Source organism: Aurantimonas aggregata (assembly GCF_010500835.1).
GTDB classification, from domain to species: Bacteria; Pseudomonadota; Alphaproteobacteria; order Rhizobiales; family Rhizobiaceae; genus Aurantimonas; species Aurantimonas aggregata.
Genome location: NZ_JAAAMJ010000002.1, coordinates 316,688 through 340,002, shown reverse-complemented (window position 1 = coordinate 340,002; position 23,315 = coordinate 316,688). Strand labels below are relative to the sequence as shown.

The 23,315-nt window shown below is 67.9% G+C and carries 24 protein-coding genes and 1 other RNA gene; 12 read left to right on the top strand and 13 right to left on the bottom strand.

All coding sequences use genetic code 11. The features are described from left to right. Window positions 1-118 precede the first annotated feature (118 nt). The gene (locus tag GTW51_RS05900) at window positions 119-1,468 is read right to left on the bottom strand and encodes a c-type cytochrome (protein ID WP_163042964.1); all 1,350 of its coding nucleotides are present in this window, start codon (window positions 1,466-1,468) and stop codon (window positions 119-121) included. A gap of 187 nt (window positions 1,469-1,655) precedes the next feature. On the opposite strand from GTW51_RS05900, the gene GTW51_RS05895 reads away from it, so the two are divergent. Both GTW51_RS05895 and GTW51_RS05890 read left to right on the top strand, forming a co-directional pair. Beyond that, entirely contained in the window at window positions 1,656-2,390 is a 735-nt protein-coding gene (locus GTW51_RS05895; protein WP_163042963.1) for a 3-deoxy-manno-octulosonate cytidylyltransferase, read from the top strand. After that, entirely contained in the window at window positions 2,390-3,283 is an 894-nt protein-coding gene (locus GTW51_RS05890) for a prephenate dehydratase (protein ID WP_163042962.1), read from the top strand. Before GTW51_RS05895 ends, GTW51_RS05890 begins: the two co-directional genes overlap by 1 nt. A gap of 3 nt (window positions 3,284-3,286) precedes the next feature. On the opposite strand, the gene nudC is transcribed toward GTW51_RS05890, so the two are convergent. Together nudC and GTW51_RS05880 are read right to left on the bottom strand one after the other, a co-directional pair. Next, window positions 3,287-4,228, bottom strand: coding sequence for an NAD(+) diphosphatase (gene nudC / locus GTW51_RS05885; RefSeq protein ID WP_163042961.1), 942 nt, complete (start codon window positions 4,226-4,228; stop codon window positions 3,287-3,289). Continuing rightward, window positions 4,225-4,638, bottom strand: coding sequence for an HIT domain-containing protein (locus GTW51_RS05880; protein ID WP_163042960.1), 414 nt, complete (start codon window positions 4,636-4,638; stop codon window positions 4,225-4,227). Before GTW51_RS05880 ends, nudC begins: the two co-directional genes overlap by 4 nt. Window positions 4,639-4,699: 61 nt before the next feature. Here GTW51_RS05880 and ffs point away from each other — a divergent pair. Continuing rightward, window positions 4,700-4,797: signal recognition particle sRNA small type (gene ffs / locus GTW51_RS05875), an RNA gene on the top strand. A gap of 53 nt (window positions 4,798-4,850) precedes the next feature. On the opposite strand, the gene GTW51_RS05870 is transcribed toward ffs, so the two are convergent. Beyond that, window positions 4,851-5,453, bottom strand: coding sequence for a methyltransferase family protein (locus GTW51_RS05870; RefSeq protein ID WP_163042959.1), 603 nt, complete (start codon window positions 5,451-5,453; stop codon window positions 4,851-4,853). 227 nt (window positions 5,454-5,680) lie between these two features. Between GTW51_RS05870 and GTW51_RS05865 the strand changes: the two genes are divergently transcribed. The 5 genes from GTW51_RS05865 to GTW51_RS05845 all read left to right on the top strand — a co-directional run bounded on the left by GTW51_RS05865 (window position 5,681) and on the right by GTW51_RS05845 (window position 11,683). Next, window positions 5,681-7,546 (top strand): DNA polymerase III subunit gamma/tau, encoded by a 1,866-nt coding sequence (locus tag GTW51_RS05865; protein WP_163042958.1) that lies wholly within the window; start codon window positions 5,681-5,683, stop codon window positions 7,544-7,546. A gap of 10 nt (window positions 7,547-7,556) precedes the next feature. Next, window positions 7,557-7,880 carry a YbaB/EbfC family nucleoid-associated protein gene (locus GTW51_RS05860; protein WP_163042957.1) on the top strand — a complete coding sequence of 108 codons (324 nt, stop codon included), beginning with the start codon at window positions 7,557-7,559 and terminating at the stop codon, window positions 7,878-7,880. A gap of 104 nt (window positions 7,881-7,984) precedes the next feature. Next, entirely contained in the window at window positions 7,985-8,590 is a 606-nt protein-coding gene (recR, locus tag GTW51_RS05855) for a recombination mediator RecR (protein WP_163042956.1), read from the top strand. A gap of 169 nt (window positions 8,591-8,759) precedes the next feature. After that, complete coding sequence (locus GTW51_RS05850) at window positions 8,760-9,980, top strand: lytic murein transglycosylase (RefSeq protein WP_203565906.1); 1,221 nt, start codon at window positions 8,760-8,762, stop codon at window positions 9,978-9,980. A gap of 401 nt (window positions 9,981-10,381) precedes the next feature. Then, entirely contained in the window at window positions 10,382-11,683 is a 1,302-nt protein-coding gene (locus tag GTW51_RS05845) for a ChaN family lipoprotein (protein ID WP_163042954.1), read from the top strand. 27 nt (window positions 11,684-11,710) lie between these two features. Here GTW51_RS05845 and GTW51_RS05840 read toward each other — a convergent pair whose 3' ends face one another. Further along, window positions 11,711-12,562, bottom strand: coding sequence for an LOG family protein (locus GTW51_RS05840; protein ID WP_163042953.1), 852 nt, complete (start codon window positions 12,560-12,562; stop codon window positions 11,711-11,713). Between the two features lie 111 nt (window positions 12,563-12,673). Here GTW51_RS05840 and dapD point away from each other — a divergent pair, with 111 nt between their 5' ends. Then, a complete protein-coding gene (gene dapD / locus GTW51_RS05835; protein WP_163042952.1) occupies window positions 12,674-13,531 on the top strand; it encodes a 2,3,4,5-tetrahydropyridine-2,6-dicarboxylate N-succinyltransferase in 858 nt (285 codons plus the stop codon). Between the two features lie 50 nt (window positions 13,532-13,581). After that, on the top strand, window positions 13,582-14,367 hold the full coding sequence (locus GTW51_RS05830) for a phosphodiester glycosidase family protein (RefSeq protein WP_203565905.1): 786 nt from the start codon (window positions 13,582-13,584) through the stop codon (window positions 14,365-14,367). A 29-nt stretch (window positions 14,368-14,396) separates the two neighbouring features. Here GTW51_RS05830 and GTW51_RS05825 read toward each other — a convergent pair whose 3' ends face one another. Continuing rightward, the gene (locus tag GTW51_RS05825) at window positions 14,397-15,479 is read right to left on the bottom strand and encodes a lytic transglycosylase domain-containing protein (protein WP_163042951.1); all 1,083 of its coding nucleotides are present in this window, start codon (window positions 15,477-15,479) and stop codon (window positions 14,397-14,399) included. Between the two features lie 154 nt (window positions 15,480-15,633). On the opposite strand from GTW51_RS05825, the gene dapE reads away from it, so the two are divergent. Both dapE and GTW51_RS05815 read left to right on the top strand, forming a co-directional pair. Further along, entirely contained in the window at window positions 15,634-16,827 is a 1,194-nt protein-coding gene (dapE, locus tag GTW51_RS05820; protein WP_163042950.1) for a succinyl-diaminopimelate desuccinylase, read from the top strand. 4 nt (window positions 16,828-16,831) lie between these two features. Further along, window positions 16,832-17,422 (top strand): hypothetical protein, encoded by a 591-nt coding sequence (locus tag GTW51_RS05815; protein WP_163042949.1) that lies wholly within the window; start codon window positions 16,832-16,834, stop codon window positions 17,420-17,422. Window positions 17,423-17,431: 9 nt separating this feature from the next. On the opposite strand, the gene ehuA is transcribed toward GTW51_RS05815, so the two are convergent. From ehuA to def, 7 genes are all read right to left on the bottom strand, one after another. After that, complete coding sequence (gene ehuA / locus GTW51_RS05810; RefSeq protein WP_163042948.1) at window positions 17,432-18,208, bottom strand: ectoine/hydroxyectoine ABC transporter ATP-binding protein EhuA; 777 nt, start codon at window positions 18,206-18,208, stop codon at window positions 17,432-17,434. Then, window positions 18,205-18,897, bottom strand: coding sequence for an ectoine/hydroxyectoine ABC transporter permease subunit EhuD (ehuD, locus tag GTW51_RS05805; protein ID WP_163042947.1), 693 nt, complete (start codon window positions 18,895-18,897; stop codon window positions 18,205-18,207). The genes ehuA and ehuD overlap by 4 nt, the downstream gene beginning before the upstream one ends. Before the next feature lie 3 nt (window positions 18,898-18,900). Beyond that, window positions 18,901-19,572: an ectoine/hydroxyectoine ABC transporter permease subunit EhuC gene (gene ehuC, locus GTW51_RS05800; RefSeq protein WP_163042946.1), complete on the bottom strand. Its 672-nt coding sequence runs from the start codon at window positions 19,570-19,572 to the stop codon at window positions 18,901-18,903. Window positions 19,573-19,674: 102 nt separating this feature from the next. Further along, the gene (ehuB, locus tag GTW51_RS05795) at window positions 19,675-20,538 is read right to left on the bottom strand and encodes an ectoine/hydroxyectoine ABC transporter substrate-binding protein EhuB (RefSeq protein ID WP_163042945.1); all 864 of its coding nucleotides are present in this window, start codon (window positions 20,536-20,538) and stop codon (window positions 19,675-19,677) included. Between the two features lie 275 nt (window positions 20,539-20,813). After that, a complete protein-coding gene (gene truA, locus GTW51_RS05790) occupies window positions 20,814-21,626 on the bottom strand; it encodes a tRNA pseudouridine(38-40) synthase TruA (RefSeq protein ID WP_163042944.1) in 813 nt (270 codons plus the stop codon). A 92-nt stretch (window positions 21,627-21,718) separates the two neighbouring features. Further along, window positions 21,719-22,687: a methionyl-tRNA formyltransferase gene (gene fmt / locus GTW51_RS05785; RefSeq protein WP_163042943.1), complete on the bottom strand. Its 969-nt coding sequence runs from the start codon at window positions 22,685-22,687 to the stop codon at window positions 21,719-21,721. Window positions 22,688-22,689: 2 nt separating this feature from the next. Next, a complete protein-coding gene (gene def / locus GTW51_RS05780; RefSeq protein WP_163042942.1) occupies window positions 22,690-23,205 on the bottom strand; it encodes a peptide deformylase in 516 nt (171 codons plus the stop codon). Window positions 23,206-23,315 lie beyond the last annotated feature (110 nt).

Genomic DNA, 23,315 nt, shown 5'->3' with positions numbered 1-23,315 from the left:
ACGTAATGCGGCATCGGCGCCCGGCAGACGGCCGCCGCCGCGCATCCCTTGAACGCAAAAGGCCCCGGTGGTGACCGGGGCCTTTCGATGAAAGCGGCTAATGGAGGCCGGGCAGCGCTCAGTTCGCCGCAGCGCCTGTCTCGTCGAAGGTCGAGAGATACGCGATGATGTTGGCGATCTCGTCGGCGTTCCGGATGCCCGGGAAGACCATCTTCGTGCCAGGCACCAACTCCCGCGGGTTCTCGAGCCACTGGGTCAAGAGCTCCGGAGTCCAGGTCGGGTTCTCGGCGGCAAAGGCGGTCAGGGCCGGCGAGAAGTTGTAGCCTTCGACCGAAGCCACGGCCTCGCCGACGATGCCGTTGAGCTCGGGACCGATCTTGTTGACCGCTCCCTCGCCGACGGCGTGGCAGGCGGCGCATTTGCGGAAGGCCGACTCGCCGGCAGCAGGATCTCCGGCGACGGCCACCGGCTCGGCTGCGGCAGCCGCTTCCGGCGCCGGTGCGGCGGCAGGCGTCTCGGCGGCAGGTGCGATTGCAGCCGGGGGAGCAGCAGCTTCCGGTGCGGCAGCCGGCGGCGCAACGGCGGCAGGCGGCGCGGCAGGAGCTGGCGCGGCAGGCGCCGCTGCCGGGGCGACGCTCTCGGCGCCCTCGGCGACCGTTCCCTGGGCGGCGGCGGTGGTGTCGCCGGCGGTCGGAGCGGCCGGCGCATCGGCGGCCTGCTGGGCCTCGGCGGGCGTCTCCGGCTGGGCGTCGGCCGCCTGCACCGGGGCAGCTTCAGCGCCCGGAGCCGGCTGGGCCGCGTCGGAATCGGTGACGGCGGGCGCCTGCGCGGTTTCGCCAGCCTCCGGCGAAGGATTGGTCGTGGCGGCGGGGTCCGTGACCTCCGCCGCTGCTTCAGCCGGAGCAGCTTCCTCAGCCGGAGCCTCGGGCAGCGGCGCCGGGGTGTCGGCATGCGTGCGCAGATAGGCGATCAGGTCGGCGCGGTCCTCCGGGTCGCGAAGGCCGGCGAAGCCCATCGCGGTACCAGGAACGTGAGCCTTCGGGTTCTCGATGAAGTAGCTCAGGTGATCATAGTCCCAGACCACCGAGCCGCCTTCGGAAAATTCCTGCAGGGCCGCCGAATACGAGAAGTCCGATACGCTGGCGATCGGCCGGTTGACGACGTCCCAGAGATGCGGGCCGACCCCGTTCGGACCGCCCTGCTCGGCGTTGTGGCAGGCGCTGCACTTGCGGAACTGGGCGGCGCCCGCCTCGGCGTCGGCGGTCTGCAGCAAGGCTGCGATCGGCACTTCCGCCTCTTCGGTCGCTCCCCCGGCGCCCTCTTCGGCCTCGGCCACGACGATCTCGAATCCCGGCGTCTCGGGGGTTTCCGCGTGGAACAGCCCTTCCGCGAGGAGGCTGCCGCCGAACAGGACGAAGATCGTCCCGAGCAGGGCGCCGAAGATCTTGTTGGCCTCGAACGAATTCATGGGCGGAGGAAACCTCTCTGCGATGTCGGGCCGAACGCCGACGCTTTACCGAGCAAAAACGCGCGGAACCTAGGTCTTTTGCGGTTTTATGGCAACAGCTGTAAGAGGCGGTTCCGCCGCGCCTTTTGTCATCCATGAAGGCCGCATTCAAGCGCTTTCGCACTCACATCCGGTTCACGTTTCGCCCATGTCCATCATCGTGCTCATCCCGGCCCGCCTCGGCTCGACGCGCCTGCCGAAGAAAGCCCTTGCCGATATTGGCGGTCGGCCGATGGTGGTGCGGGTCGCCGAACGGGCTCAGGCTGCGGGGATCGGCCGCGTCGTCGTCGCCACCGATGCGGAAGAGATCCGGGCCGCCGTCGAGGCTGCGGGCTTCGAGGCCGTGAACACCTCGCCGAATCACCAGTCCGGCTCCGACCGGATCTTCGAGGCGCTCCAGATCGTGGACCGGGACGGCATGGTCGAGACCATCGTCAACGTCCAGGGTGACCTGCCGACCATCGAGCCGGAGGCGATTCGCCAGGTCCTGGCGCCCTTCGAGGATCCGCGCTGCGACGTGGCGACACTCTGCGTCGAGATCCGCGACGAAGCCGAGAAGACCAACCCGAACGTCGTCAAGCTGGTCGGCTCGCCGACCGGCGCGTCGCGGCTGCGCGCACTCTATTTCACCCGGGCGACCGCGCCCTGGGGCGCGGGGCCACTCTACCACCACGTCGGGCTATACGCCTATCGGCGCGCCAGCCTCGAGCGTTTCGTCGCGCTGCCGCCCTCGACGCTGGAGACGCGCGAGCGGCTGGAGCAGCTGCGGGCGCTCGAGGACGGGATGCGGATCGACGCCGAGATCGTCGATACCGTGCCCCTCGGGGTCGATGCGGCTGACGATCTGGAGCGTGCCCGCCTCATGTATGGAGTAGCCGTCTGATGAGCGATCAATCCACGAAGCTGCCGCTGATCGCCTTCCAGGGCGAGTTCGGCGCCAACTCCGACATGGCCTGCCGGCAGGTCTTCGGCGAGACGATGGAGCCGCTGCCCTGCCCGTCCTTCGACGACGCCTTCGAGGCGGTGCGCTCGGGCGAGGCGGAGCGGGCGATGATCCCGATCGAGAACACGCTCGCCGGCCGCGTTGCCGACATCCACCATCTGATGCCCGACTCCGGCCTGCAGATCGTCGGCGAGTATTTCATGCCGATCCATTTCCAGCTGATGGTGCTGCCGGGGGCAGGGCGCGAGGCGATCCGCAGCGTCCACAGCCATATCCACGCGCTCGGCCAGTGCCGCAACTTCATTCGCGCCAATGGCTGGAAGCCGCAGGTCGCCGGCGACACCGCGGGCGCCGCGCGCGAAGTCGCCGAGGCGAGAGACCCGAGCCGGGCGGCCTTGGCGCCGGAACTGGCGGCCGGCCATTACGGGCTCGACATCATCGAGCGCAATGTCGAGGATTCCGAAAACAACATCACCCGCTTCGTCATCCTGTCGCGGCCGGACGCGGCGCCGCAGGCGCTCTGGGCGCCGCAGGGCGGGCGCACCGTGACCACCTTCGTCTTCGAGGTGCGCAATCTGCCGGCGGCGCTCTACAAGGCGCTCGGCGGCTTCGCCACCAACGGCGTCAACATGACCAAGCTCGAGAGCTACCAGATCGGCGGCCATTTTGTCGCGACGCAGTTCTACGCCGACGTCGAGGGCCACCCCGACGACGATTCGGTGCGCCTCGCGCTCGAGGAACTCGCCTTCTTCACCCGCCGCGTGCAGATCCTCGGCGTCTATCCCGCCGCCGAAGGCCGCCTCGACGGGCCCCTCGGCGCGCCGGGGGAGTAGGCCTCACCCCTCGGCAAACGCCTTGATCAGGTGGTGGGCGATGGCGAAGCGTTGCGGCACGGAAAGCCCCTCCGGATGCGTGCCGGCCAGCATCGAACGCACCTCGTCGCGATCGAACCAGCGGCAGGCCTCCAGTTCCGTCGCGTCGAAGACGATCGGCCCCGCCGGCGCCAGCGCCATGCAGCCGATCATCAGGCTGCCGGGAAACGGCCAGGGCTGCGAGGCGAGATAGTCGACCCGGCTCACCGCGAGCCCCGCTTCCTCCGCCGTCTCGCGCCGCACCGCGTCCTCGATCGTCTCGCCCGCCTCGACGAAGCCGGCAAGGCACGACCAGAATTTCTCCGGAAAGCGCGGCTGGCGGCCGAGCACGCAGCGCCCTTCGCCGTCATGCACCAGCATGATCGTCACCGGGTCGGTGCGCGGGAAGACGACGTCGCCGCACGCCGAGCAGCGCCGACGATAGCCGGCGGCTTCCGGATGGGTCTCCGCCCCGCAGCGGGCGCAAAACCGGTTGCGGCCATGCCAGCCGAGGAGATGCGCCGCCTGGCCGATCTGGCCCTCGCTATCGGTGTCGAGCAGGCCCTGCATGGCGATCGACCGCAGATCGATCAGCACCATGCCGTCCTCGGGCTCGAACCCTTCGGCGAGCCGGGCAGCCAGATGCGGCTGTCCCGCCATGTCGGTCCCAAGCAGCACGCAACCGTCGAGCCTCGCGCCCAGCGCTTCGGCCTCGGCGCGGCTGAACAGCGGGTCCGGCCTCTCGGTCCGTAGCAGCCATCTGTCGGCACTGGCCAGAAACAGCCGCGCCGCCGGATGCGCCAGCGCCTCGGCAAGGCTGGCGTCGGTGCGGTGCTCGCCGTCGCGCGACAGGCGGTTGCCGGCAAAGCCGGTGCGTGCGCTCAGTTCCGCTCGCGCGGCGTCCGGCCGGTGGTCGTCGTCCCTCATGCCGGCAGCACCGCCTGCCGGATCATCTCGCAGAACTGCTCGGCCTTTGCCGGGTCATAGGTCTCCCGCGCGCCGAACCCCCAGACCGGACCCGGCCAGTTCGGATCCCCGGCGTTGCGTGCCACGATATGCAGGTGGAACATCGGTACGACATTGCCCAGCGTGCCGATATTGATCTTGCCCGCGCCGGTCGAAGCCTTCAGCGCCTTGGCCACCAGCCCCATCTCGAAGGTCAGCATGGTCTGGTCGAGCGGCGTCAGATCATGGAATTCGGTGATGCCGCTGCGTTGCGGCACGAGGATCACCCAGGGCCAGCGCCGGTCGTTCATCAGCCGCAATTCGCACAGCCCGAGCCTGCTCACCGCCACGGTGTCCGCCGCCAGACGGGAGTCGAGTTCGAAGGCTTGCATCGCATGATCTCCAGAAGCACCCGTCTTGCATTTAGGTCGGCGATCATCGATATGGAGGTCGGGAGGTTGGTGGTGGACGAGCCACTCGCCAACCGGGTCAGGTCCGGAAGGAAGCAGCCCCAACGAGCTATGGCACGGGTCATCGTGCCAGCCTCCCACCTTTTCCTGCCTTTGTGTGAGCCGCGGCGCCCTGGCGCTGCTCTCGCTGCCGCTCAGTAGAGCCGCAGCAGCACCGGCAGATAGCCCCCCGCCTGCAGCATCTCGACCGCCTCGAAGAACGGCATCGCCACAAAGAAGACGAGGCCATCGCCCATCGTGCGATACACCAAGGCCATGTCGACGGTGATCTTCGGCACGTCCCGGAACAGCGAGATATCGGGGAAGAAGCGCGGCACCCGCGCCACGTAGCTGTCGAACGGGGCGCCGAACGCATCGCGCAGATAGGCCTCCTCCCGAAGGATCACGACGCGAAACGCCACGGCGCAGCCGATCATGAAGACGAGGCCGAGCACGATGCTGCCGGTCGCCGCTCCGGCGCCGCCAGCGGCGATGCTGGAAAAGACGTAGAGCGGGTTGCGGGAGATCGAGTAAGGGCCCTCGGCGACGATTTCCGCGGCCTTGCGCCCGCCGATATAGAGGGTGCACCAGACCCGCCCGGCAATGCCGATCACGATCAGCCCCAGGCCGACCACTTCGATCGTCTCGTGAATCTCTTCCGGCCATGCCGAGCCGACGAAGAGCAGCGCCATGAAGGCGACGACGAGGATGGCGAAAAGCGCAAGTTTGCGCTGCTGCTGGTATCGTCCGAGGGCCATGATGTTTCCTGCGGCGCGCCCGGCCGCCCGGCATGCCACCGCCCGTTGCGGTCGCGTGAAGTTGGGAGTGTCGTCCGCCTCATTCAAGGCGAAACGACGGCCATGCCGCATCTGTGCGACGGGGGTTGCGCCGCCCATCCTTTCGCTTCAGAACCGGGCGGAGCGTGGCATCTCGGCGGGCGGCGACGCCGAGCGGGGCACCTGCCTCCAGATCCGGACCTGACGCGATGAGCGATACCGACAGCGGCACTGCGACGAAACCGGAGGGCGCCACGGCGCCCTACCGCGTCCTTGCCCGCAAATATCGCCCGGCCTCGTTCGAGGATCTGATCGGCCAGGAGCCGATGGTCCGCACCCTCACCAACGCCTTCGAGACCGGCCGCATCGCCCAGGCCTGGATGCTCACCGGCGTGCGCGGCGTCGGCAAGACCACCACCGCCCGCATCCTTGCCCGGGCGCTGAACTACCAGACCGATTCGATCGACCAGCCGACCATCCACATGGTGGAGCCGGGGATCCACGATCAGGCGATCATGGAAGGCCGGCATGTCGACGTCGTCGAGATGGATGCCGCCTCCCACACCGGCATCGACGACGTGCGCGAGATCATCGCACAGGTGCGCTACCGCCCCGTCTCGGCGCGCTACAAGGTCTACATCATCGACGAGGTCCACATGCTGTCGAACCAGGCCTTCAACGGCCTGCTGAAGACGCTGGAGGAACCGCCGGAACACGTGAAGTTCGTGTTCGCGACGACCGAGATCCGCAAGGTGCCGATCACCGTCCTGTCGCGCTGCCAGCGCTTCGACCTGCGGCGCGTCGACACGCCGACGCTGATCGCGCATCTGCAGAAGATCGCCGGTGCCGAGGACGTCGCGATCGACGCGGAAGCCTTGCGGCTGATCGCCCGGGCGGCGGAAGGCTCGGTCCGTGACGCGCTGTCGCTGACCGACCAGGCCATCGCCCACGGCGCCGGCGCGATCTCCGGCGTCGCGGTGCGCGACATGCTCGGCCTTGCCGACCGCGTCCGGATCATCGACCTCTTCGAGACGCTGATGAAGGGCGACGGGCGGGCGGCGCTGACCGAGTTGCGCGACCAGTACCAGGCCGGTGCCGATCCCGCCGTCGTCCTCGCCGATCTCGCCGACTTCACCCATCTCGTCACGACGCTGCGCTACGTGCCGGAAGCCGCCGACGACGCGGCGCTGTCGCCGATGGAAGCCGAACGGGGCCTGGCCTTCTCGACGACGCTGTCGATCCGCACGCTGAGCCAGGTCTGGCAGATGCTCCTGAAAGCGCTGGAGGAGATCCGCAACGCCACGACGCCGCGGCAGGCCGCGGAAATGGCGCTGATTCGTATCGCCCATGCCGCCGACATGCCGTCGCCCGACGATCTGGTGCGGCTGATCCGCAAGGAAGGCACCGACGCGCTGCCGGCGCCGAGGACGCAGCCGGCTGAGCCAAGCCGCCCGGCCGAGCCGCGCGATCCGCCCGGCGGCGGCAATGGTTCGGCGGCCTCGGCACAAGCGCGCTTGCCGCGGCCTGCATCCAGCGCATCGCCCTCGCGGGCCCACCTTGCCCTAGCCTCGACCAGCGCGGCGCCCGAACGGGCATCGCCGCAGCAGTCTGCCGCGCCGGAAATCGCCATCGGGTCGCTGGAGGACCTCGTCGCGCTCGCCGAGACGAAGCGCGATTCGCTGATGCGGGTGTCGATCCACCGCTATCTGCGGCTGGTGAAGCTGGTGCCCGGCCGCCTCGAGGTGGCGTTGACGCCCGAAGCGCCGCGGACGCTGATCAGCGATCTGACCCGCAAGCTGCACGAGTGGACCGGCCAGCGCTGGGTCGTGGCGATATCGAGCGGCGAGGCGATGCCGACGCTCGAGGAAGCCGAGACCTCGCGCCGCGCCACGCTTTTGTCGGATGCCGCGCTCGATCCCGAGGTCGCCGCCATCCTGTCGGCGTTTCCGGGTGCCAAGATCGTCGACGTGCGACTGCGCGGCGAGGCTGAGGCGGCGGTGGTCGTCGAGGAACTCGCCGCACTGGTGGACGACGACATTCTGAATGATCCGTCCGAAATGGACGACGACGAATAGGAGAACAGCGATGAAAGACCTGATGGGCATGATGAAGCAGGCCAAGGCCATGCAGGAGAAGATGGCCGGCCTGCAGGACGAAGTCGCCCGGATCGAGGTGACCGGGCAGGCCGGCGGCGGCGTGGTCAGCGTCAGCCTCAACGGCAAGGGTGAGATGCAGGGCATCGCCATCGACCCCAGCCTCCTGCGCGAGGAAGAGAAGGACATCGTCGAGGATCTGGTCGTCGCCGCGCATAACGACGCCAAGGGCAAGCTCGACCTGGCCATCCAGGAAAAGACCCAGGAGATGACCGCCGGCCTGCAACTGCCGGGCGGCATGAAGTTCCCCTTCTGACAGCGCAGACAGCCCCCGCGGACTTGCGCCCGAACTGGGCGGGAGCGACGGCCGCTTGGCCGCGCCTTCGCCGCGACAAAGGATAGCCGACCGGCTCGTCATACATGGCAAAACCCATTGCAGGCCCGGAGATCGAGCGGCTGATCCAGCTGCTGGCGAAACTTCCGGGTCTCGGCCCCCGCTCGGCGCGCCGGGCCGCCCTCCATCTCGTCAAGCGGCGCGAACAGCTGCTGTCGCCGCTCGCCGCGGCGATGGCCGAGGCACGCGACAAGGTGACGATCTGCTCGGTCTGCGGCAATATCGACACGTTCGATCCGTGCACGGTCTGCACCGACCATTCGCGCGACCAGACGACGGTGATCGTCGTCGAGGACGTCGCCGATCTCTGGGCGCTGGAACGCGCCAAGGCGCTGAATGCCGCCTATCACGTGCTCGGCGGCGTCCTGTCGCCGCTGGAAGGCGTCGGGCCCGACGACCTGACGATCCGGCAGCTGGTCGAGCGGGTGCATCGCGGCGGCATCAGGGAACTCGTGCTGGCGGTCAACGCCACCGTCGAGGGCCAGACGACGGCGCATTACCTGATGGACCAGTTGGAAGGGCTCGACGTGAAGGTCACGCGGCTCGCCCACGGCGTGCCCGTCGGCGGCGAGCTCGACTATCTCGACGAGGGCACGCTGGCGGCCGCCATGCGCTCGCGCACCGGGCTCTAGGAGGCCCGGCGCATTCGGGCGGTGACGCCCGCAGGATGTTTTTGCGGCATCCCGCCTGTCGCCGCCGTGAAACGGCCATGCAAGGCTGCAGCATCGTGATGGCGCCGACGATCATCGGTGCAGCCAGACCCCGCCCGCTCAGTCCGTCACCGACCGCCGATTGGAAGCCATGCTCCGCACCCTGCTCGCCGTGACCCTTTTCCTCTGTGCGCTCGCCCCGGCCGGCGCGCAGAATCTGGAGGCCGGTTTCCGCAATTTCCTGGAATCCGACATCTGGCCGGCGGCGCGCCAGCGCGGCGTGCCGCGCCCGATCTTCGACAAGGCGTTCCAGGGCGTCAGCCTCAACCTGAAACTGCCGGACCTGCGGCTTCCCGGATCGGGCGAGGGCGTCGCAGAGACTAATTTCCAGGCCGAGTTCAAGAGCGGCGCCGACTATCTCTCCGAGCGCAACGTCGCCGGCAATGTCAGCCAGGGCCGAGCGCTGCTCCAGAAGCACAAGGCGCTGCTCGACCGGATCGTCGCCCGCTACGGCGTGCCGGCGCCGGTCATCGTGGCGATCTGGGGCCGAGAGTCCGGCTTCGGCGCGGCGCGGATCCCGGAGAACGCCTTCCAGGTGCTGGGCACCAAGGCCTATCTTGCGCGGCGCAAGGCGATGTTCCGCGAGGAATTGATTGCAGCGCTGCAGATCGTCGCCGACGGCCATCTGAAGGTCTCGGAGATGAAGTCCTCCTGGGCCGGGGCGCTCGGGCAGCCGCAGTTCATGCCGACGAAATTCCTGGCGCTGGCGGTCGATTTCGACGGCGACGGCCGCAAGGACATCTGGAACTCGGTCCCCGACACGCTCGCCTCGATCGCCCATTATCTGCGCCAGTCCGGCTGGCAGCCCGGCCGCGACTGGGGGTTCGAGGTCGTGGTGCCGGAAAGCGTCTCCTGCGCCAACGAGGGGCCGGATCGCGGCCGCCCGATCTCCGAGTTCGCCGCCGCCGGCGTCACCCGTGTCTCCGGCCGGCCGTTTCCGGCAAACGAGCTCGGTGCGCGCGGCCATCTGATGATGCCGGCCGGGCGCAACGGGCCAGCCTTCATCGCGACCCCGAATTTCTACGTCATCAAGGAATACAACAACTCCGACCTCTATGCCCTCTTCGTCGGCCATGCGGCGGATCGCAAGCAGGGCGCCGGGCCTCTGGCGGGACGGTGGCGGGAGACCGACAGCCTGACGCGCGGCGATGTTGCGCGGATGCAGCAGAAGCTGATCGCGCTCGGCTACGACGTCGGCGGTGCCGACGGGTTGGCCGGCTTCAAGACCCGCCGCTCGATCGGCGATTTCGAGGCGAAGAACGGCATGGCACCCACCTGCTGGCCGAGCCGGGCGCTGGCCGGGCGGCTGTAATCGGGGCTTGTCCCCAGCTGATTTAACCTTTCGTTGATGATCCCTGCCGAAAGCTTTGGGTTGTGGCGGCGCGCGTCTGGCGCGGGCTCCGGACCGCTTGTACGCAGGATTGGTGGAACCCGAGGAGAGTGGGCCGTGATTCGGTCTGCCAAGCGGCGGGAGTTGCCTGGGGAGGCGACACGGACGGTCCGGCAAAAACGGACCGTCCGGCCTTCTCCATCGGCGCGTGCACCGGACATTTTACCGGAATATTCACCGTTTCGATGTTTTCATCGGCTTGCGGTCGGAAAACGTCGCGAAAGCCCCGGCCTGCAATAGTTTTGCCACATCAATTTCCGATCTCTACGCGATCCGATGGCTGCGATTCGCATCGTGGCATCTGACATGGGGGACATGCCGACTTGGGACGCTTCGTCTGGATACCTGCTGGCATCGCCGTCTTCGCGGGCCTCGGCTACGCGGCGGCCGGCAATGTCGAGCGCATCGTGGCGAACCTCCCGTTGGCCGCGACCGATGATGCGACCTTCGTTCCGCCCAAGCCCGACGATCGCGTTCGCCTGCCCTACAGTCGCGGCGGCGGCGATACCTTCGTCGCGATAGCGACGGCGGCACCCTTTGGCGGTGCCGGTTCGACCGATCCGCAGCCGACGATCTCGCTGGACGACGATGCGAGCTCCGTCAGCGAACTGGCGCGGCTTGCCGCTGCGGGCGACCGCGCCGCCGAGACCATCGACGTCGCCGAACTGGCCGTCGACGACGAGGCTGTGGTCACCGCGACCAAGCTGTTCGATTCCGATGCGCCGCGTTGGGCCTCCCGGCACTTCGTCGAAAACCCGCTCGTGGGTGGCGTCTTCCGCGGTGATGGCCTGCCCTCGAGCGCCAGCGCGCTGCTCGAAGAGGCCGGAGCCGCCCGCTACGTGCTCCTCGGCGAGATCCACGACAATCCCGACCATCATCGCCTGCAGGCCGACATCGTCGCCGATCTGGCACACGCCGGCAAGACGCCGTCCGTGGTGTTCGAGATGGTGCCCGAGCGTTTCAGCACCGCCCTCGAGAGCTTCCGCGATGCCGGCGACGGCGATCTGGAGGAACTTGCCCGCCAGCTCGAATGGACCGAGCGCGGCTGGCCGAATTTCTCGATCTATCGCCCGATCTTTGAAGCCGTGGTCGAAAACGATCTGACGATGGCCGCCGGCAATCTCGACGAGGCAATGGTCGGCGCGATCTCGAAGGGCGGCCTCGAGGCGCTGTCCGCCGTCGACGTCGAGCGCCTGTCGCTGAATGGCTCGCTGCCCGAAACGCAATCTGCGGAACTGGCCGATGCCATCCGCGACGCCCATTGCGGCCTGATGCCGGATGCGGCGATCGAGCCGATGAGCGTCGTCCAGCGTGCCCGCGACGGCGCCCTTGCCGATGCGCTGATCGGCGCGGCCCGGGAGAGCGGCAGTGCGGTGCTGATCGCTGGTTCCGGCCATGTCCGCAAGGACCGGGCGGTCCCTGCCATCATCGCGGCTCGCGAGCCGGATTCGAAGTCGGTCTCCGTACAGATGGTCGAAGTCAGCGGTTCGGCCGGTTCCCAGGCCGATTACGGTCTCGTCCAGGACGCTCCCGCACCCTACGACTTCACCATCTTCACGCCGCGCGCGGACGTCACCGACCATTGCGCCGAGCTGCGCGAGCGGATGGGCCGCGCCGCCGACTGACCCCGAAGGCGCAGCCGGCGGGATTTGTCAGAATTCGTAGAAGTTGCGGATCGCCTGCCAGCCATCTTCCGCCGTATCGGCGAAGGTGATGAGGTCGAGATCGGACGGTGCGATCGTGCCTTCCTCGGCCAGCGCCTCGAAATTGATGACGCGGCGCCAGAATTCCTCGCCGAACAGGATCACCGGGATGCGCTGCATCCGCCGTGTCTGGATCAGAGTCAGGCCCTCGAACAACTCGTCCAGCGTACCGAAGCCGCCCGGAAAGATCGCCATCGCCTTCGCCCGCAGCAGGAAGTGCATCTTGCGGATCGCGAAATAGTGGAAGTTGAACGAGAGTTCCGGCGTCGTGTAGGGGTTCGGCGCCTGTTCGTGCGGCAGGGTGATGTTGAGGGCGATCGATACGGCCCCGACATCGGCGGCGCCGCGATTGCCGGCTTCCATCACGCCGGGACCGCCGCCGGTGACGATGACGAATTCCTTGCCCCCATGCGTATCGGCCGAGTGCTGCGAGGCGAAGCGGGCGAAGCGCCGCGCTTCCTCGTAATAGCGCGAATTCGCCTCGAGATTGCGCTTCTGCTCCGGAGTGCGGGCCGCCCACGCGTCCTTGCCGGGTTCCGGGATGCGCGCCCCGCCGAACAGGATGACCGTCGAGACGATGCCCGCGTCGTTGAGCGCCATTTCCGGCTTGGTCAGCTCGAGCTGCAACCGGACACCGCGCAGTTCCTCGCGGGTCATGAAGTCCGCATCGTCATAGGCCAGCCGGTAGGTGGGCGAACGGGTCTGCGGCGTCGCGGGGAGGGCCTTCACGTCCTGCTTGTCCCGCTGCGAACTGGGAAACGGATCCCAGCCGTTGTGGTCGCGGGGTGTCTGCTGCGTCACGAGTGCCTCGCCTGCTTCGAATTGATTCCTCAGGGGCCTTCAACTAGGGTCCGGGCCGATTTCGACAGGGCGCCAGCCGCCCGTTTCTTCCGCTTTTCCAGGAGCCTGCCGATGACCGCGCCCGACCGCGCCGCCCTCGAATCGACGATCGAACGCGCCTTCGACGAGCGCGACGCCATCTCCGCCTCGACCACCGGCGCGGTACGCGAGGCGGTCGAGGCGGCGCTGGAGATGCTCGACCGGGGCGAGGCGCGCGTCGCGACGCGCGGCGACGACGGCGCCTGGACGGTGCATCAGTGGCTGAAGAAGGCAGTGCTGCTGTCGTTCCGGCTCAACGACATGACGGTCATCGATGGCGGCGCCGGCGGCGCCACCTGGTGGGACAAGGTGCCCTCGAAATTCGCCGGCTGGGGCGCGAACCGGTTCCGCGAGGCCGGCCTGCGCGCCGTGCCGGGCTCCATCGTCCGCAAGGGCGCCTTCATCGGCAGGGACGTCGTCCTGATGCCGTCCTTCGTCAATCTCGGCGCCTATGTCGATAGCGGCTCGATGGTCGACGGCTGGGCGACGGTCGGCTCCTGCGCCCAGATCGGCAAGAACGTGCACCTCTCCGGCGGCGTCGGCATCGGCGGCGTGCTGGAGCCGCTTCAGGCCGGCCCGACGATCATCGAGGACAATTGCTTCATCGGCGCCCGCTCCGAGGTAGTCGAGGGCTGCATCGTGCGCGAGGGTTCGGTCCTCGGCATGGGTGTCTTCATCGGTCAGTCGACCAAGATCGTCGACCGCGCCACCGGCTCGATCACCTATGGCGAGGTCCCGCCCTATTCGGTGGTGGTCGCAGGTTCCCTGCCGGCGGCCAAGCCGATGGGCAATGGCGAGCCGGGCCCAAGCCTCTACTGCGCGGTGATCGTCAAGCGGGTGGACGAGCGCACGCGCTCGAAGACCTCGATCAACGAGCTGCTGCGCAGCTGATCGCTTGGCGCCGCGCGCCGGGCAGCCGATATCCAGCGACGGAGAGGATCATGGCTGGGCGAACCCGTCTGAACAGCGTCTGGCCGGTGTCGCTGGCGGCCTTCGGCAGCCTGCTCGGCTGGCTGCAGCCGATGCCGACCATTCCTGCTGGCCATGACGGGATCTGCCGCACCGAGACGGCGTCCGGCGTCGAGTACATCGTCTGCGACGTGCCGCTCGATCGCTATGACGTTTCGCTGCGGGCCGCGGCCGCGGACGGCCGTCCCTACGAGACCTTCGAACGGGCCAGCGCCAGCGTCGAGGGCGCACGCGTCCGCCTGATCATGAATGCTGGCATGTACCACGAGGACCGGCGCCCGGTCGGCCTGGCGATTCAGGATGGCCGCGAGATCAGTCCGCTGGTGCGCGGCACGGGGAGCGGCAACTATTCGCTGCAGCCGAACGGCGTGTTCCTCGTCGAGGACGGCAAGGCGCGGGTGATGGAGACCGGCGCCTATGTCGCCGGCGACCACAACCCGGACCTCGCCACCCAGTCCGGGCCGATGCTGCTCATCGACGGCGAACTGCATCCGCGTTTCATCGACGGGTCCGACAGCCGCTATGTGCGCAACGGCGTCTGCGCCAGCGATGACGGGCGCACCGTCCGCCTTGTGCTGTCGCGCCAGGCGGTGAATTTCTGGGACTTCGGGTTGTTCTTCCGCGACCAGCTCGGCTGCCGCGACGCGTTGTTCTTCGACGGCCAGGTGTCGAGCCTGTATTATCCCGACGCCAACATTGCCTACCGCCGGGACCGGCTGGGGCCGATGCTCGTCGTCACCGACCGGCGCGGCGACTGAGGCAGCCGGACTTTCACCCGTTCGCAGTGTTACTCAGCCTCTGCACCGCGCAGAAGGGGCGCGACCTCGTCGTCGAAGCCCATGCGCGCTGCCAGCGCATCGTCGTTGATGCCGGGCTCTTCCGTCACGGCGGCGACCCGGCCGCCCTTGGCGGATGACGGAACCGGCGCCGCGGCCACTTCGGTCGTCTCGGCTGATGTGGGCAGGGACGGAACGGCGGTCTTTTCCGTCGGGGCGAGGGCAGTCGCCACGGCCGTCTGTGCCGAAGGCTTGACCGGTGACGCGACCGACGCGGTTGCGGTCGCCTCGGCGGGCTTTGCCTGAACTTTCGCGGCCGCCTGTGCCGTTGCCGCCGGCGTCTCGCTCGCCGACGCCGGCTTCGGCTGGATCGCGGCGATCATCGTGCCGAGCAGGCCCTTTTCCTCTTCCGGCGCCGCCTCGGCCGGCGTTGCCACGCCCCGCCGCTTGTTGACCTCGGCCATGTGGGCCTTCACCGCCGAGCAGTAGCGCGCCGCCGACTGGCTCATGCGGGTGGTGCGGTGGCCGCCTTTGTATTTCATCGACGCCTTGCAGACGTCATGGCCGCCCTGTTCCCAGGCGCCCTTCAGATACTTCATGCCGTAGGTGAGGTTGGTGTCGGCGTCGAACAGATCGCTCGGCGAGCCGGCAAAGCCCATGCTGCGCGCCGTCGCCGGCTTGATCTGGCTGAGCCCGTAGACGCCGCCGGCACCCTTGGCCTTGGGATTGTAGCGGCTTTCGACGCGGACGACGGCATAGGCCAGTGCGGGCGGGATGCCGGCATTCAGCGCGTGCTTCTCGATCAGCTGGTCGAGCGCGGCGCTGCCGGAAATCGTGCCTGACTCGGCTGCCTGGCGGGCTTCGCGAGCGGCGATCTTGACGTCCTTCTCGGACGGCGCGGTGGCAGGAGCAGCTTCGGCGGTTTCGGTCTTTTCGGTCGCGTCGGCTTCGGTGGCCGCGGCGCCTAGAGCGAGCGGCGAGCCACCCGGCCCGTCGGCAATGCAGCCGGAGAGCGCCAGAAGCGCCGCGATGCCGGCGAGCGGCAACAGACGAAGCCGTTGCACGCCGGTGGCGGCCCGATCCCCCGATCCCATGAAGTCCCCTCGCAGCAATTAACCCCGGTTAACGCTTTCAGCCGGGAACGCGGCGGAAACGTGGCGCGGCCGCCACAAAGCCCGGGAGAACCGGCACCGTGGTCGGTCCCCAGGCATCTGTGGCGGGCGCGCATCATCTCGGCTATCTGGGGACATGACCGATACGACCGATCCATCCGCCGTCCTCGCGGCGCTGATCCGCTGCCCCTCCGTCACGCCGGAGGAGGCCGGATCCCTTGCCACGCTTGCCGCGATGCTGGCGCCGCTCGGCTTCGCCGTCGAGCGCCCGGTGTTCAGCGATACCGGCACGCCCGATGTCGAGAACCTTTTTGCCCGCAAGGGCGAGACCGGGCCGCATCTTACCTTCGCCGGCCACACCGACGTCGTCCCGCCGGGCGACAGCGGCGACTGGCTCCACGACCCGTTCGCCGCCGCAATCGTCGACGGCGAGATGTTCGGGCGCGGCGCGGTCGACATGAAGGGTGGGATCGCCGCCTTCGTCGCCGCCGTGGCGCGGCTCGAAGCGCGGGGCGACCTCCCGGCCGGCCAGATCTCGCTGCTGATTACCGGCGACGAGGAGGGACCGGCGGTGAACGGCACCGTCAAGCTGCTCGACTGGGCCACGGAACGCGGCGAACGTTTCGACGCCTGCGTCGTCGGCGAGCCGACCAACCGTGCGGTGCTGGGCGACATGATCAAGGTCGGCCGGCGCGGCTCGCTCTCGGGCGAGGTGAGGGTGACCGGCCTCCAGGGCCACGTCGCCTATCCCGATGTCGCCGACAATCCTGTGCGCACCGTCGTCGCCATCGCCGAGGCGCTGATGGCCGACCCTCTCGACGAGGGCACCGACCGCTTCCCGGCGTCGAATCTCGAGGTGACGTCGATCGATACCGGCAATCCTTCGGTCAATGTCATCGCGGCCCGCGCCCGCCTCTATTTTAACGTCCGCTTCAACGATCTTTGGACCCCGGAGACGCTCGCCCACGAACTGCAGCGCCGGATCGACCTGGCGGCCGGCACGTCCCTTCTGCGGCCGGGGCGCGCCGCCGCCGCGGTGGAGGTCGTCTGGCGCGAGCGGCCGGCCGAAGCCTTCGTCACCCGCGACGACGCATTGACGCAGTCGCTGATGGCAGCGATCGCCGAAGTGACGGGCCGGACGCCGGAATTGTCGACATCCGGCGGCACCTCCGACGCCCGCTTCATCAAAGATTGTTGTCCGGTTGTCGAATTCGGACTTGTCGGCAAGACGATGCACATGGCCAATGAGAGGGTCGCTCTGGTCGATCTCGAAGGACTGACGCAGATCTATGAAGCCTTCATCACCCGCTGGTTTGCCGCCCGCCCCTGATCTGGTGCCGAGTTTCGACGACGTGCTGCGGTATTTCTCCGGCGCTTTGCTGCTGATGAGCGGCAAGAGCGAGGGTCTGCGGCGCCTCGATCTGTCGGCCGACGGGTTCTGGCAGTCGTTCTCGGCGATCGTCGTGGCCTTGCCGCCGATCGCGCTCTCCTGGATCGAATACGAGGCCATCGAGCGCGACGCCCCGGTCGCTGAAGCCGGTCCCGTCATCATCTACGCCGCGCATGCGCTCGCCGACGTCACCGGCTGGCTGCTGCCGATCATCGTCCTGATGCTGGCAGCCAGGCATATCGGCTATTCGAAGAAGATCGTGCCGCTGGTGGTCGCGACCAACTGGGGCGGCGCGCTGCTGGCCTGGGCCTTTGCCCCGTACTGGCTGCTCCTGCTGCTGCTCGGCGCCAGCGAGGCGACGGCGCTGCTCGGCGTTATCGTCAGCTTCGCCTCGATCGGGCTGACGGTGCGGCTGATCTATGTCGCCACCGGCAAGGATATCGGCGGCGCCTTCGCCGTCACCACGCTGATGGTCGTCTCGTCGCTGGTCAGCTACGGCGCCGTCATGGATCTCACCGGCGTGCCGCTGGTCTGAGCCGAGGGCTCAGCCGTTGTCGAGCACCGCCTTGAGGAATTCGCGCGTGCGCTCCTGCTTCGGCTCGCCGAAGATCGTCGCGGGCGTGCCTTCCTCGCAGATCGTGCCGCCGTCGAAGAACAGGATCCGGTCTGAGATCTCGCGGGCAAAGCGCATCTCGTGGGTCACCAGCAGCATGGTGAGGTCGTGCTCCTCGGCGAGCTGACGGATGACGTTGAGGACGTCGCCGACGAGTTCGGGGTCGAGCGCCGAGGTCGGTTCGTCGAACAGCATCACCTTCGGCCGCATCGCCAGCGCCCTTGCGATGCCGACGCGCTGTTGCTGGCCGCCGGAGAGCTGGCCAGGAAACTTGTCCGCCTGGTCGACCAGCCCGACCATGTCGAGCAGTTCCTCGGCGCGGTCGTTGGCTTCGGCCTTCGGCAGGCCGAGCACGGTGCGCGGCGCCTCGGTGAGGTTGCGCCGCACGGTCATGTGCGGGAACAGGTTGAAGTTCTGGAACACCATGCCGAGCTTTTCGCGCATGTGGCGCAGATGCGCTTCCCCGGCCGGCTTCAGCTCGCCACCGCTCTCCTCGTGCCACAGCGGCTCGCCCTCGACCCGGACGATCCCGTCGTCGATCGTCTCCAGCGTCATCAGGATGCGCAGCACCGTCGACTTGCCCGAGCCGGAAGGCCCGATGATGGTCACCTTCTCGCCGGGCTGAACGCTGAAGTTCAGCCGGTCGAGCACGGTGACCGGCCCGAAGCGCTTGACGACGTTCTCGAATTCTATGATCGGCTGGGTCATCGGAGCGGCAGCCCCCTCTTCGGCAGGTTCGTGTCGAGCGCCCGCACGCCGGCGGCGGCGATGAGCGTCAGGATGAGGTAGAGACCGCCGACCATCGACAGCGGGATCAGATAGTTGAAGGTCCGGTCGCCGATGATCTTGGCGACGTTGAGCATTTCCAGCACGGTCACGACGGACAGGATCGGCACGTCCTTCATCATCGAGACGAGATAGTTGCCGAGAGCCGGAATGATACGCGGGATCGCCTGCGGCAGCACGATGCGGGTGAAGGTCCGGCCGGAGGCGATGTTCAAAGCGCGGCTCGCCTCGTGCTGGCCACGATCCACCGCCTCGAGCCCGCCGCGATAGACCTCTGAGATGTAGGCACTGTACTGCAGCCCCAGCGCCAGCGCCCCGGTCATGAAGGCCGGCAGCACGATGCCGAATTCCGGCAGCACGTAATAAAGGAAGAACAGCTGCACGAGCAGTGGTGTATCGCGCAGGAACTCTGCGATCGCCTTGGCCGGCCAGGCGATCAGCCGCGTCGGCGCGGCCTTGAGGACCGCGAGGAAGAGGCCGAGCACCAGCGCGATGACGAAGCCGAGCGCCGTGGCCTGGATCGTCACCACCAGGCCCCAGAGCAGCATCGGCAGGATCGAGATCGCGAAGGCGAGATTGCTCGACGTGTCCCATTCGTAACCGAACAGCATGGCTTACGCTCCCGTCCGGCGCCAGCGCCCGACCGAGCGCTCGAGCAGCTTCATGAAACCGGACAGGACGAGCGCCATGCCGAAATACATCAGCAGCACCAGCGAATAGACGGTGACGCTGTCCTGGGTGAAATTGCGGATCTGTTCGGCCCGGAAGGCGAGGTCCGCGAGGCTGATCAGCGAGACCAGGGCGGTATCCTTGAGGTTCTGGATGGCGAGATTGCCGAAGGTCGGCATCATCTCCGGGATCGCCTGTGGCAGGGCGATGCGCCACATCGCCTGGCGGTCGGTGAAGTTCAGCGCCCTGGCGGCCTCGAACTGGTCCCCGTGCACCGCCTGCAGCGCGCCGCGCACCACCTCTGCCCCGTAGGCACCGATATTCAGCGCCAGCGCCAGGATGCCGACGGTGACCGGGTCGAAGCGGAGGTCGATGCCGACCGCCTCGCCCGCCAGCGGCAGCGCGAAGTACAGCCAGAACAGCTGCACCAGCAGCGAAGTGCCGCGGAAGATCTCGATATAGGAGACCGACAGCCAGCGGATGGCCCTGACCCGCGACAGCTTACCGATTCCGAAGATGAAGGCGAACGCCGCGCCGAGCAGCATCGAGGCGACCGCGATCTGCGCGGTGACGAGGGCGCCCTCAGAGAGCGGCCCGAGATAGGCTAACCATTCCATGCGTCAGTGTTCCAACCGGCCGGTGGCCGATCCTGACGGACGACCGAAATGCGCCGGCGAGCTTCCGCCCGCCAGCGCCCCAATTCTGTCTGTGCCCAGCTATCAGCTGGAGGAGTCGCAGAGCTCCTGCGTCGTGCGCTGGCCGGAGCCCTCGATGTCGGCCTCGGAGAAGCCGTAGCCCGAGAGGATCTCGCGCCACTCTTCGGTCTGCTTGAACTTCGTCAGCTCTTCGTTGAAGGCGTCGCGCAGCTCGGTGGAGCCGCTGGCGAAGGCGAAGGCGCCCCAGCTGCGGACTTCAGCGCCGTCGATGACCGGATCCTCGAACGAACCCGCGCTCTCGACACCGTCATCCTTGTCGGCCAGTTCGCTGACCGTCAGGCTGGTCGCAGCGTAGGCATCGGCCCGGCCGGTCGAGACGGTGGAGATCGCATCGGCGTTGCTGGCGATCGTTACCATGCGGTCTTCCGGGACGCCGAGCTTCTGCAGCATTTCCAGCTGGTCGGCACCGGCCATGATCGCCACCTTGCCGTCATGGTCGGCGAACGCCGCGTAGCTGTGCAGATCCTTCGGGTTGCCGGCGGCGACCAGCAGACCCTCGCCGTAAGAACTGTTCGGCTCCGAATAGATCACGCTCTGGCAACGGTCCGGCAGGACAGCCATCTCGGCGGCGGCGACGTCGAAGCGATCGGCGCGCAGGCCCGGAATCAGCGAAGAGAAGTTCGTGCTCGTCCACTCGATGTCCTCGATGCCCATCTGCTCGAAGACGTGGCGGGCGACGTCCGGCCCGGCGCCCTTCGCCTCGCCGCTCATGTCCATGAACCCGTAAGGAATTTCGTTGGCCACCGCGATGCGGACCGTGCCGCCTTCGCGGATTTCCTCAAGGGTGGCTGCCGAGGCGGCTCCGGTTGCAAGGACAGTGGCCGAAATTGCGGTCGACAGTAGTGTATTGCGAAGCATATTGGTCATCGTGACTCCATCTATGACAGTCGTCCCAGCCGGAATGCCGGCAGACCTGATCGTCAGGCGCATCGGAGGACGGTTGATCAGCACAGAACATGTCGCCGAGCAGCCCTTGCGGCGCCGGTCATTCTGGCTTCGATTGAGGAGCCAAGGATATCTGCTTTGAGATGTTTTTCAACCGCCGGGTGGCAGAAAGGCGGCAGCGCGGGGGCGGACAAGCGTCCTGAGCGGGGCCTATCCCCTTGGGACGAAAGGCGCCGAGACATTTCGGCGGAATATTTTCAGCGCATGCGCTCGGGGGCCGTCTCGGCGGCTGCCGGCGTATAGGCCGGCAGCGTCCGCTTCGGCGCCGTGCCGTAGGTGATCTGCGTCAGATACAGCCCGTCCGGCGGCGCGACGGGGCCGCAGCGGGTCCGGTCGCGGGCTTCGAGCGCGGCGACTAGGTCCGCCTCGCTCCAGCGAGCTTCGCCGACCAGCTTCAGCGTTCCGGCAAAGGAGCGGATCTGGTTGTGCAGGAAGGACTGCGCCCGGGCGTGGATGTGAATCTCGTCGCCCGGGCCGCGGAGGACGTCGAGCTGTTCCAGCGTGCGGATCGGGTTCTTCGCCTGGCAATGGGCCGAGCGGAACGTGTCGAAGTCATGCGTGCCGACAAGGCGTTGCGCAGCCCGGTGCATCTCCTCGACATCGAGCGGCCGTGACACCCACCAGACCCGTCCGGCGAGAAGGGCCGGCGGAGCCCGGCGGTTGAAGATGCGATAGAGGTAATGCCGCTGGCGGGCGGAGAAGCGGGCGTCGAAATCCTCGCCGACGCGCTCGACCGCCAGGATCGACACCGGCGCGTCGCGCAGATGCGCGTTCAGCGCGTCGCGCACGACGTCCGTTTCCCAGTCGCGGGAAAGATCGAGATGCGCAACCTGCCCGGTGGCATGCACGCCGGCATCGGTGCGCCCGGCGCCGAACAGCGTCGCGTCTTCGCCGCTGAACCCGGCGACCGCCCGCTCGATCTCTTCCTGCACCGAGAGGTCGGTCTTCTGCCGCTGCCAGCCGCAATAGCTTGTGCCGTCATATTCGATGGTGAGCTTGTATCGGGGCATCGGCGGGTCGTCGCCCTTTGCGGTGTTCGGAGAGCCTGTCGCTACAAGGATAAGGCGCCGGTCGCTACCGTCTTTGGCGCATGCGGCTTTGCTCAAGCCGTGGCGGCCGCCACGAGCCGGGTCCCGGCGGCGATCGGGTTGCCGCGCAGCCATTCGTTCGCCGGCATCGGCCGTCCGCCCGGCCGCTGCAGCTCCAGAAGCCGCACAGAGCCCGTTCCGCAGGCGACGAGCAGCCGGTCGTCGAGCGTCGTGCCTGCCTCGCCCTCGGCGTTCTCTTTCCGGGCGCGGAGGATCTTCACTCGCTCGCTCGTGCCGCCCAGCGTCATCTCCGAAAACGCCCCAGGCGCCGGGGCGAAGGCGTTGATCTTGCGTGCGATGCCTTCCGCTCCGCCGCCGAAGTCGATCGCCGCCTCGGCCTTGGTCAGCTTGCGGGCATAGATGGGCTCACGCCCGGTGCGTGCGGCGAGGGCGTCCTGGTCCTCGAAGGTCAGCGTCCCGGCCTCGAGCTTCGCCAGCGCCTCGACCATGAGCGAAGCGGCCATCGCGGCCAGCCGGTCGTGCAGCTCGCCCGCCGTCTCGGTGTCGCCGATCGGCGTCTCGGCGGTCAGCGCGACCGGGCCGGTATCGAGACCCGCTTCCATCTGCATCACCATCATCCCGGTGACGGCGTCGCCGGCCTCGATCGCCCGCTGGATCGGCGCCGCGCCGCGCCAGCGCGGCAGCAGCGAGCCGTGACCGTTGAGGCAGCCGAAGCGCGGCGCGTCGAGGATCGCCTGCGGCAGCAGCAGGCCGTAGGCGACCACCACCCCGACATCGAGCCCGAGCGCCTCGAAGGCTTCGACGTCGGCCGGGTCGCGGAAATTGATCGGGCTGCGCACGGCAAGGCCGAGCCGCTCGGCGGCCACCTGCACGGGCGAGGGGGTGAGCGTCAGGCCGCGCCGGCCGGCCTGGCGGGGCGGCTGGGTGTAGACGGCGGGAACTTCATGGCCGCCTGCAACGATCGCCTGCAACGTCGGAACCGCGAAGGCCGGGGTGCCCATGAATCCGACGCGCAGGCCCATCGTCAGGCCGTCGTCTTGCGGGCCGCCTTGGTGAACTTCTTCACCACCATGTCGCGCTTCAGCTTCGAGATGTAGTCGATGAACAGGACGCCGTTGAGATGGTCGATCTCGTGCTGCAGGCAGGTGGCGAGAATGCCGTCGGCCTTCTCCTCGTGCAGCTTTCCGTCGAGCCCGAGATAGCGGACCGTCACGCCGGCCGGCCGCTCGACCTCGGCGTAATAGTCCGGGATCGACAGGCAGCCTTCCTCGTAGACGTTCATCTCGTCCGACTGGGCGAGGATCTCCGGGTTGAGATAGACCCGCGGCGTCTTCTCCTCGTCCTCCTTGGCGACGTCGATGACGAGCAGCCGCAGCGGCTCGCCCACCTGGATGGCCGCAAGGCCGATGCCGGGGGCGTCGTACATCGTCGCCAGCATGTCGTCAGCGAGGCTCTTGACCTGCGCATCGACGCGCTCGACGGGCTTTGATGCCTGGCGCAGGACCGGATCGGGCAGGATGATGAGGGGTCGGATCGTCATGGCGCTCACGTAATCGCTGGCGTCAGGCCGGTCAATCGTGCGCGAGGGCTGCAAAGCGTTGCGCTGGCCCGGATTGAGCGGAGATGCGAGGATGTTCCTGTTTTGATCCG